Below are 8,611 nucleotides of genomic sequence, written 5' to 3' on the forward strand. Positions count from 1 at the left end.
CATTCTCGTGCACATATGACCCCGGCGCACTTTCCGCCATCAGCGCAACAATCGCCGCAGCAACATCGCTGGCAAGTATCGACCGGTAACGGCGGAATTTCCCAACCAGCATCAAGTCCATGATCGGACTTGCAGCGATGGCGAGGCTTTCGCCGAGGCGATTGTCGCCGACCCGTTCCCCGCGCAGGAGGCCGGGGCGGATGATGTCGAGGCGATCGAAACTCTGCGCGCGGAGCAGGTCTTCGGCTTCACCTTTGATCCTGAGGTAGAAACTCGATGCGCTGCTGTCCGCCATCGTTGATGATATCGAGATAAACTGTTTCGCGCCCGCCGCCTTGGCCGCCGCTGCCACGGCACCGACCAGATCGCGATCAACCGCGGCAAACTCTTCCTTCGACCCCGCCTTTTTCATCGTCGAGCCGAGACAGGATATCACGATATCGGGCTTGATCTTGGCGATTGTAGCGGGCCAGTTTTCCTGCAGCTGGACATGGATTTTTGCCTTGCCGACATCCTCCCGATAGGGCCGCCTGACCAACAGGTGCATCTGTTTGTCCACGCCCTGCTCGACCAGTTTACGGGTCAGCAGACCGCCGATAAGGCCGGTTGCTCCGACGATCAGTATTTTATCGGCCATGTTCAGGGTCTCCGCGTTCTGGATATAATTGAGCTGTCATACCAGCGAAGGCCGGTATCAAAAGCAATATTCGCGGGGCTCGTTCGATTGTGATGGCCTCGGCCGTGTCCGGGGTGACGGGATCACTTTACTCGATGACGCTCGCCAAATATTTCCCCGTGCCGGTTTCTGGCGTATCGATCCGTCATCCCGGCCAGAAAATCGGCGATATGTCTGGTTCGCGCCGGTTCGATCTCTGGCAAGACCGAAACCCAGCTCTCCGGCATCAGCTCCGGCTGGTCGCGGTAGGCTTTCACCAGATCGCCGACCATCATCTTGCCTTCTTCGGCCGCCGCCATCTGCTTGGGGTGGTGATAGAGATTTTCGTACATGAATCCCTTCAGCATACGCTCTTTTTCCGCCATTGCGTCGGAAAATCCGCCAATCATCTGTCCCGCCTCCCGCACATCCTGCAACGATTGCACGTCAAGCCCGTCAATCCGCGCCTGTGTGGTTTCGAGCACATCATTGACCATCAGCCCGATCTGGTCGCGGATCAGCTCGGGCAACAGCCTGGCTTGCGGAACATCGGCAAACCGGTCGCATATTGCCTGCCACCTTTCGGCAATGAAGGGCAGTTCGAGCAACTGGTCCAATGTCAGCAGCCCCGCTCTTATCCCGTCGTCGATATCGTGATTGTCATAGGCAATATCATCGGCGATCGCAGCGATCTGGGCCTCCAGAGACGGCCAGCTTTGCAGATGCAGATCCATAGCATCATTGGCCTCGGCCAGAGCCCATGTGGGGTGGTCGACAGGGCCATTATGCTTGGCGAGGCCTTCCAGCGTCTCCCATGTCAGGTTCAGCCCGTCCCAGCGCGGATAGGGAGTTTCGAGCCTGGTCAACGTCCGGATGGTCTGGGCATTATGATCAAAACCACCAAATTCGGTCAGGGCTTCCTGCAGGGCATCTTCCCCGGCGTGCCCGAAAGGCGGATGCCCGATATCATGCGCGAGGCACAGAGCTTCGGTCAGGTCTTCGTTGAGGCCGAGCGCCCGCGCGAGCGTCCGCCCGATCTGTGCAACCTCCAGACTGTGGGTCAGCCGGACCCGATAATGATCGCCATCGGGTGCGACAAACACCTGGGTCTTGTGACGCAACCGGCGGAAGGAGATACAGTGGATGATCCGGTCGCGATCGCGCTGGAAATCGTCACGCGGGCCGCGGGTGACATCGCGCTTCTCGTCGTGCAACCGCCCCCGGCTGTTCGCCGGATCACTGGCATAGCTTTTCAACGGGATCATTTGGCCAGCTCGTTGACCTCGACACCATCAGCGCTCGCCCACGCGAAGCCATCACCGCCGCCCTTGCGGAAATCAGCTTCAAAGGCTTTGGCGGCCTTGAAACCGTCAAACGGTCCGATCACCAGCCGCCGGGTCTTGCCCCAGGGCGAGGTCCAGCTCTTGTGACCCTTGAACAGATCACTGTGCTTCTTGGCCATCCGCCGAGCGTCGAATTTCAACGCCTGCAGATCCGATCCCGTCGCGATCTGCACCCAATAGCGCTTGGGATGCTCCGGTTCTTTGGGATTGGCCGGTACCTTTTCGACGGGTTTGGCGACAATTTTGGGTTGCGGCTTTGCCGGTTCGATTTCATCGAGATCAACCGGAACCACCTCGGTTCTGGTTTCCCTCTCCGGTATATTGATATTGCCGATAATTTCGGAAAGCGGTTTGAGAGCAGGTTCTGCCGCTGCCGTTTCGAGATTTGCCGGCCGTGATTGTGCAAGGTCGAAATTGATCAGATTGACAGGAGATGCGGTTTCCGTCGAAGCTGCAAGCGGGTTCGTCACCGCTGACTGCGCCGGCGGCTGAACCGGAGACCGGGAAACGGGTTGCCGACCGCCAATGTCAACCTTGCGCTCTATTGTTTGAGACACCAGCACCGGAGGATCGCTGGCACCGAGAGCCGTTTCAAAACCGGGGGAAGACATTTCGATGCCCGGTTTGATTACGGCAGCCTCGACCGGATCCGGCAAATTTTTCGCAGGCATCGGCTCGGGCCGGACTTCCGGTGGAGGTTCCGGGGCCGTCTCGGGGAGAGATGTTGGAGCGGGCGTCTCTGCTGCGCGAGCAAAAACCGGTGCACGACCGGACTCTGTGGTCGTCGGAGCCGGCAAATCTGCCCGAGACAACACAACCACTTCGTTCTTTTTCAGACGCCGGTTTGACTTCCGGTCCGGCGTTCTGCGATCTGCCGCACCGGGCCGCCTGCGCGGCGACTTGTCCGGCATTGCAAGCACACGGGGACGGTCGGCATTCGAGCCCAAAGCTTCCCCGACCGGAATGAGGCCCGCATCCGCACCATCGCCGCCGCGGACTGCCATGTTGGAAGCCATTTGAACCGCCGCCACGTCGACACCGATATTCTCGCTGGCCGGGAAGTGGCCAAGATGGACGGCAGCTGCCTTCTGCGCTGCTGTCAGCTTGGGCATACGATCGAAAAACGGTTTGATTGCCTTCGCCATCCTCCGATCCATGGTTTGATCGGCTATATTGTTCGCGTCCTTTTTCTTGCCATTCATCGCAAAAATAAACGCACGGTTTCGCCAGGCGTCCCGGTCGCTTTTGTGAAGCAAGGGAGCGAGCTGCGCGTCGGCCTGTTCGATATCACCGCTGATGCCCAGCGAAATGGCATAGCGCGCAACCAGTTGATCGTTGCTGCCATAGCGCATCGCCAGCTCATAATCCTTCTGAGCCGCCCGGTTCCGGCCGATAAGGTCATAGGCGAGACCGCGATCTGCGGCAATTTCGCGCAGCGAAATGCCATTGGCAACCGCCTGGTCGAAATAACGGAGCGCACCAAACGGATTTTCCTCGGCGAGCAACGCTTTTCCGAGACCGACCTTCACCCGACCGCTGGAGGAATAAATTTGGTCTGCTTTGGCAAGAAAACCGATTGCCGCGCGCATGTCGCCCAGTTCAAGCGCCGCCAGTCCGGCATCCGCCAGTGCAGAGGAGTCATTGGAATCTCGCGCGATCCTGCGCAGCGCATCCTGCAGGTCATCGGAATTGGACTGGCTGCTGGACTGGGCAACAGCAGGCAGATGGGGGACAGTTGTCCCCACCAGCGCCGCAGACACGACCAGTAAAATTTTATATCTGAGTTTCACAAGACATATAAAGGAATGATTGCGCATGAAATCAATCGTTCCGGCCATCCAGCAAGGCCAATGGTGGCACGGGAAAGACAAACTCCCTCGTGCCGCCCCATCAGAGCAAAAATCCGCTTGAACCGGACCGGAATTTACTGATTATTTTGCCGGTTCAAGAAACGCGGAATGTCGAGTGGATCGGAGGATTTATCTTCCTCTCCATCGTCATCCTCGTCGGTTTTCGATCCGCCTCGCGTAAGATTGGACATGCGCTCGAACAATGTGCCGCCGCCAGTTGCAACGCGCGGTGCCGGTGGCGGTTGGTTGCCCGCAGCGACCTCTTCACCTTCGTCGACCTGAATGGCATCATCGCCCAGGACCAGTTCGTCTTCCTCCTCCGGTTCCGGCTTTACCGCCGCCATGCCGGGTGTCAGAGAAGCGAACGACGGCGGCGAGGTCGATTCCTCGTCATCTTCCTCGTCATCTCCGTAGGTCGCGACAGGAGCGGGAGTTGAATCAACGTCCGATTCCAGTTCTGGCTCAGCCTCGAACTCAACTTCCGTGTCGACTTCAGCTTCGGCTTCCGGGCCATTTTCGGTCTCGGCTTCGTAGTCCGGCTGCTGTTCATCCTCGTCGCTGGCAATCGACGAAGCAAAGCTGGGTGCCGGCGAAGAATCTTCCTTCTTCTGCAATGGACTGCCCATGGCGAAGGATGGCGGCGGCGCGGATGAGGACATACTGCCGTCGCTGTCAATACCGGTGGCCACGACCGACACGCGGATTCGCCCGTCGAGATTTGCGTTAAACGCGCTACCCCAGATGATATTCGCATCCGGATCCACAAGCTCGCGAATATGGTTGGCTGCCTCGTCGACTTCCATCAGACGCATATCTTCGCCGCCGGTAATCGATACGATTACGCCCTTGGCACCCTTCATCGACACACCGTCGAGTAACGGGTTGGCGATGGCCTTTTCTGCGGCCTCGAGAGCACGTCCATCGCCTTCGGCTTCGCCAGTGCCCATCATCGCCTTGCCCATTTCGTGCATCACGCTGCGCACGTCGGCAAAGTCGAGGTTGATCAGGCCGGGCATGACCATCAGATCGGTTATCCCGCGGACGCCCTGTTGCAGGACTTCGTCAGCGAGCAAAAAGGCTTCCTTGAATGTGGTATTCGGGTTCGCAACCAAAAACAGGTTCTGGTTCGGAATGACGATCAAAGTGTCGACGTTCTTCTGTAGTTCCTCGATGCCTGCGTCGGCCGCTTTCATCCGGCGTGTGCCTTCAAAAGTGAATGGTTTTGTCACCACGCCGACCGTCAATATCCCGCGGTCGCGTGCCGCTTTGGCAATCACCGGAGCGGCGCCGGTTCCGGTACCGCCGCCCATGCCGGCCGCGATAAAGCACATATGCGTGCCTTCCAGAGCCTGCTCGACCAGTTCTATGGTTTCTTCCGCCGCTGCACGACCTACCTCGGGGCGCGATCCTGCACCAAGGCCCTGGGTGATATCGGGTCCAAGCTGGATACGCCGTTCAGCAGTGGCGCTGTTGAGCGACTGCGCATCGGTGTTGGTGACAATGAAATCAACGCCCTCGACCTGGGCTGCGATCATGTTGGCAATGGCGTTGCCGCCCGCTCCGCCAACTCCGATAACCGCGATTTTTGGCTTCAGTTCTTCGACTTCCGGCGGTCCAATATTGATACTCATCTCACTGTCTCCCGAGACATTTTGTCGTGCTGTAATATTTCGTTAACGCTTTGCACAAATTTCGTGTCGGAATCACCCGAAAAGTTAATTTATTTGTCAAATTTTCTAAAAATTTCCCCGTATCGCCGACATCAGCCGCCCGATCACCGCCGATCCGCCATATTTGTAAACATTCTGCTGGTTGCTCGACATGGATCGCAGATCAACCGGATCCTGCGATGCATAGAGCGCCAGCCCCGCGAGACCAGCGAAAGCCGGACCGCTGTGGGCTTCGGGAAGCGCGCTCAGGCCGGTCGGACGACCGATGCGCACCGTCCGCCCCAAAGCGGACTGGGCATAATCTGCAATGCCCTTGAGTTCGGCTCCGCCGCCGGTGAGCACAACCTGTCGGCCGACCGGTCCGGTAAAGCCGAGTTCCTTGAGCGCCCGACCGATTTCTCCGATCAGATGATCGAGCCGCTGGCGGATAACCGCAATCAGCTGCGCCCGGGTGATCCTTCCGTCTTCATCGGCACTTTCGGCGGTTTTTTCCAGGTCCAGATTGATGACGTCATGATTGTCGCGCGGACTGGTCGTGGCGGAACCATAGAAACACTTTATCCGTTCGGCCTGCGCGCGCCGCAGACCAAAGGAAGAGGCGATATCATCGGTGATATCGGCGGCGCCATATGGCAATGTCGTCAGACCGACCAGCATTCCGCCGGCAAAGAGCGATACATTGGTCACTTCCGCGCCCATTTCGACCAGCGCCACGCCCAGCTCGCGTTCTTCCCTGGACAGACAGGCGGTACCGGCTGCGATCGGGGAGGCGACGATCGATTTCACGTTCAGATGCGCGCCGCGCACGCTCATATCGATATTGCGGACCGGCGAGCCTTCGGCGAGGATGACATGAATATCCACGCCAAGCCGGTCGGCATGCAGGCCTTTCGGCTTCTTGACACCATTCAGGCCGTCAAGCGTGTAGAGCGCCGGTTGCGCGTGCAGCACCATCTTGCCCTTCGGGTCGATACTGTTACGTCCCGCGTCGAGCAGCAGATCAATATCTTCCTGTTCGATCCGGTGCCCACCCAGTTCGGTTTCAACCGAAGTCAGCATGCTCTGCAGGCCGCCAGCGGAAAAGCTGACCCAGACATCATCGATATTGGTCCCGGCAATACGCTCGGCTTGCTCGACGGCATCGCGGACATCCAGTTCAGTCGTTTCGGTATCGGCGATATAGCCCCTTTTCACGCCCTTGCTGGCCCGCTGGCCGGTACCAAGGACGGTCAGTTCGCCATTGTCCATCCTCCCGGCGATCATCGCGGAGATTTTGGACGAGCCGATATCCAGTGCAGTGAAGATTTTTTCTACCCGTGCTGCCATTTTTCTAGTCCCTCATCCCAATCAATTTCGTCACCATGCCATCAACTTTCCGGATCAACCGGCGTTTCTTTTGGCGGCATCCGCAAGTAAGCGCGCTCGGCATCGCGCAGGTCAAAATGGACAACCCCGCGCCCGAGCAGCCGATTGACGCCATCCATGCGCGCAAAATTCAGCAACGCTGCCGATGCGGTTTCTTCGCCTTCGGGCAAGGCGAGCGTCTCCCCGCTGTCAAATTCGAGATTCCAGCGGCGGTTGCCGATCCAGGTTGCGCCGGTCACCATCGGGCGAAGCGCAGGCGCAACATCGAGCAGCGAATCCAGCTGGGTAAACTTCAAATTGGCCTTCTTGCCGACGATCACCGGCAGATCGGGAATTTCTTCCCTGCTGATTTGCTCCAGCGGATAACCGGTCCTGTCGATCAGCGAGAGTTGACCCTGATTTTGCCAGACCGCCACCGGCTCCCGCTCGACAATGTCGACGACCAGCGTGTCAGGCAGCCGACGAGAAATCCGGGCGTCCTTGATCCAGCCATTGGCCAGCAGATCTTCGCGCACTTCGTCGATGTCGACCAGCAGCATCGAACGGTCTTTCTGCGCCAGAGTGATCTCATATACTTTCAGTTCGTCGATCCGGTTGACACCGCTGACCTCGACCCGCTTAACCTCAAACCCGGCGTTGCCGACCGCTGCGGCAACCTCGATCTTGATGCGCTCGTTGATCCCGGAATAATGAGCGACGCTATAGGCGCCCAGAATGAACACCGCGACCAGCGCCCATGTCAGACCCTTTTGCACCTGCGCTTCGGTGATCGGCATGGCCCGCAGGATCTTGTCGAAAATAGAGACTTTCTTGACCTTGCGTTTCGCATATTTGCGCGGCTTGCCCTTGGCGGTGCGATTGGTGCGTTTCTGGGTGGCTGTCATAGCGCTTCTCTCACGATCAGTTCGACCAGCTGTTCATAACTGATTCCCATCTGCTTCGCCTGTTCGGGGACCAGACTGAGCGGGGTCATGCCGGGCTGGGTGTTGGTTTCCAGCACAAACAGACCGGCCGGGCCCTGTTCGTCGTCCCAGCGGAAATCGGTGCGCGACGTCCCCTTGCACCCCAGAACTTGATGAGCACGCAAGGCATAGTCGAGACACAGATTTTCTATATCTGCCGGAATTTCGGCGGGACAGACATGCTGAGTCAGGCCTTCTGTATATTTGGCGGCATAGTCGTAGAAGCCCTGCGCGGTTTTCAATTCGGTCACGCACAGCGCCTTTCCGCCGACAACCGCGGTGGTCAGTTCGCGGCCCTTGATAAAGGGCTCGGCGAGCAATTCGTCAAATTCCTGCCACGGGCCGGTAACATCGCGTCCGATCGGATTACCGTAATTGCTTTCATCGGTGACGATCGCAACCCCGACAGACGAGCCTTCATTGACCGGTTTCAGCACGTAAGGGCGCGGCAAGGGATCGGCTTCATAGAGGCTGGCACTGGAAACAACCTTGCCCTTTGGCATCGGGATACCGGCAGGGACAAGCTGCTGCTTGGTCAGTTCCTTGTCGATCGCGATGACCGACGTTGCCAATCCGCTATGGGTGTAGGGAATCTGCATCAGATCGAGCATCCCCTGCACGCTGCCATCCTCGCCCGGCACGCCGTGGAGCGCGTTGAAGATCACATCAGGCCGGATGCCGTCAAGGACGAGGGCAACATTACGGTCCATATCGACGCGGGTCACCTGATGGCCGTTTTTCTCCAGCGCATCAGCGACGCCATTGC

Annotated in this window: 7 protein-coding genes; all 7 read right to left on the reverse strand. The window is 58.4% G+C overall.

What is annotated here, in order from left to right:
• A partial coding sequence (locus WBM93_RS12965; RefSeq protein ID WP_424432283.1) for an NAD(P)H-binding protein occupies window positions 1-637 on the reverse strand: 637 nt, incomplete at its 3' end.
• Window positions 638-759: 122 nt separating this feature from the next.
• Window positions 760-1,920: a deoxyguanosinetriphosphate triphosphohydrolase gene (locus WBM93_RS12970; RefSeq protein WP_424432284.1), complete on the reverse strand. Its 1,161-nt coding sequence runs from the start codon at window positions 1,918-1,920 to the stop codon at window positions 760-762.
• Window positions 1,917-3,743, reverse strand: a complete 1,827-nt coding sequence (locus tag WBM93_RS12975) for an SPOR domain-containing protein (protein ID WP_424432285.1) — start codon at window positions 3,741-3,743, stop codon at window positions 1,917-1,919. The genes WBM93_RS12970 and WBM93_RS12975 overlap by 4 nt, the downstream gene beginning before the upstream one ends.
• A 179-nt stretch (window positions 3,744-3,922) precedes the next feature.
• Window positions 3,923-5,479, reverse strand: a complete 1,557-nt coding sequence (gene ftsZ / locus WBM93_RS12980; RefSeq protein WP_424432286.1) for a cell division protein FtsZ — start codon at window positions 5,477-5,479, stop codon at window positions 3,923-3,925.
• Between the two features lie 105 nt (window positions 5,480-5,584).
• Window positions 5,585-6,844: a cell division protein FtsA gene (gene ftsA, locus WBM93_RS12985; RefSeq protein WP_424432287.1), complete on the reverse strand. Its 1,260-nt coding sequence runs from the start codon at window positions 6,842-6,844 to the stop codon at window positions 5,585-5,587.
• 41 nt (window positions 6,845-6,885) lie between these two features.
• Entirely contained in the window at window positions 6,886-7,767 is an 882-nt protein-coding gene (locus WBM93_RS12990) for a cell division protein FtsQ/DivIB (protein WP_424432288.1), read from the reverse strand.
• A partial coding sequence (locus WBM93_RS12995; RefSeq protein ID WP_424432289.1) for a D-alanine--D-alanine ligase occupies window positions 7,764-8,611 on the reverse strand: 848 nt, incomplete at its 5' end. The genes WBM93_RS12995 and WBM93_RS12990, both read right to left, overlap by 4 nt.

It is taken from the genome of Parasphingorhabdus sp., from assembly GCF_049667325.1.
In the GTDB taxonomy this organism is placed as follows: Bacteria; Pseudomonadota; Alphaproteobacteria; order Sphingomonadales; family Sphingomonadaceae; genus Parasphingorhabdus.